The organism is Endozoicomonas sp. ONNA2, from assembly GCF_024606365.1.
In the GTDB taxonomy this organism is placed as follows: Bacteria; Pseudomonadota; Gammaproteobacteria; order Pseudomonadales; family Endozoicomonadaceae; genus Endozoicomonas.
In genome coordinates this window covers 1-2010 of record NZ_JAHHPO010000638.1, presented here as the reverse complement: position 1 = coordinate 2010, position 2010 = coordinate 1, and the positions used below count along the sequence as shown (strand labels likewise).

Annotated in this window: 3 protein-coding genes; all 3 read right to left on the bottom strand. The window is 53.4% G+C overall.

From position 1 onward, the window contains the following. Nucleotides 1-389 (bottom strand): M14 family metallopeptidase (locus tag KDK14_RS11230; RefSeq protein ID WP_257265208.1); only part of this gene is annotated, 389 nt, incomplete at its 3' end. 131 nt (nt 390-520) lie between these two features. Continuing rightward, complete coding sequence (locus KDK14_RS11225; RefSeq protein ID WP_257265207.1) at nt 521-1741, bottom strand: RimK family alpha-L-glutamate ligase; 1221 nt, start codon at nt 1739-1741, stop codon at nt 521-523. Next, nucleotides 1731-2010, bottom strand: a 280-nt coding sequence (locus KDK14_RS11220; protein ID WP_257265206.1) for a hypothetical protein, incomplete at its 5' end; no start/stop codon positions are given. The genes KDK14_RS11220 and KDK14_RS11225, both read right to left, overlap by 11 nt.

Here is a 2010-nt window from a genome sequence, read left to right as displayed (position 1 = left end):
CCATTGTTCCGCCGGTTTTTCCGCCAGAAGGAGAAGTGGTTTCGGGAGTACTCGAAGCCATCCGGGTTCAGGCAGGGCACCATGTACAGGGTATTGCGGGTCAGGGCGCTTAATAAATCCGGGTCTGTCCGGTAGTTGGCAATGACATGGCGGATAAAGCGGGTGGCCAGCTCAATGCCGATCCATTCCCGGGCATGGATCGTGCCGGTGTAAAGCAGTGCCGGTTTTTGATCCGCGTAGGCTACATCACGGGAAAGGGTGACCAGCATAATGGGACGTCCTTCACCGGTTTCGCCAATGCTCTGCACACGGATCAGGTCGGGATGATCGCCCATCGCCTGTTGCAGGAATTCAATGGTTTCCTGATAGGAAATGTATTGCTGTTTCATAGGGATAGATACTTGTTGTTATTCGGGAAAAAAGCCGTCAGGCAGGTATCGTTTAACAAAACGGTGCCTGCCCGCAGCGGGATAGCCACAACCGTGGTTTAGCTGGAGGCGCCCTGAAATCAGGGTGTCCCTTAATGCAGGCGAGTCGTTTGCAGACCAACCTCAACGGCAACAGCAACCTCCGTTACCTCCTCGGCACCCAGTTCAGCTGCCTGAATCTCCCGGATGCCGGGCTGCAATGGCGGTGTTACCCGGGGGCGATAATTATCCTGCCGATTCCACTGCTCACTGGGCCACTCTTCACCACAGAGCGGCTCGGTACCCAATAATGGGTAGTCATCGACGCTTATCCGGTGAAAGGTCTCGCCGGTATCGGTCATGGCTTGCGTATCGTGATGGCGGCCAAAGGTGATATGGCGCATGACACGCAGTACCGACGATGAGATTTTGCCCAGCTCTTCCCAGTTATACAGGGGAATATTCGGGTAAGGCTTCCTGCCAAACGTCAGTTCCGCCATCAGGTATTGGCCAATCCAGTCACGGATGTACGGGAATGCGGCAAAAGCGGTGGCACATTCCAGTATCCGGTATTCATCATCATGGCTGACGGCAATATCACAGGCCCAGTATTCGGCATTGGCGGCCTTGGAGGCACGCACAGCCAGGGCCAGTGCTTCATCCGGTACGCCCTGATAATCCATGGTGCCACCCTGGGAGGTGTTGGTCAGCCACTCGCCCTTCGGTGGCCGACGCCAGAAGGCACAGACCGGCTTGTGGCCAATGAGCATGACCCGGATATCGGCCTTCATGGGAATGAAATCCTGAAGGTATACCGGGTAGTAGCGCTTGCGTCCAAGCAGTTCCAGGGCTTCTGCTTTGCTGTCTACCTTGTGAACGTAATACCCACCGTAATTGGAGGGCCCATAGGAACGTTTGATGATCTTGGGAAAAGAGGTCTTGCCCAAAAAGTCCCGTGCCTCGTCCATCTCATAAAAGATTCGGGTAGCCGGTGCAGGAAGCTGATACTTCTCACAAAAGTGCGTGACATTCTCCTTGGACTTATTGGCAAACTGGCTATCCAGAGAGGGGATAAACCGTACCTCTGGCAGCTCTCTGGCAATATCCCGGAAGGTCTCGTAAGCGGTGGCCGGAATATTGCCGATCAATACCTCAATCTTTTTACGTTTTACCTCATTGATAAAACGCTGTTTGTCATTGCCCCAGTGATAGACAACCGATTCAATCCGGTCAGGCCATCCCCTGAAGTTGGATTTATCAAAAAAACGCAAGACATGGTCAAGGTATAACAGACCGATAACCGGACGTTTTGCCTGGCGGTGATCAAACCTCATGTTCAGTGGTTCCTGTCAGCTCAAGTCCAGTGGTTTGTGCGGTGCCAATCAACTGTTTAACGGTGACCTTCCGTTCGATCATGTCAACGATCTTCGCGATTTTACGGTCATTGAAGTCGATGCCAAATGCTTCCTGGTCCGGTGTCGCAAAGGCTGGAATACCATTGACTTCCAGTACCACGTACTCTTCACGATCCCGGTCGTAAATCAGGTCAACCCCGGCAATTTCCAGGCCGGTAATTCGGGCGGCTTTCAGGGCCAGGGAAACC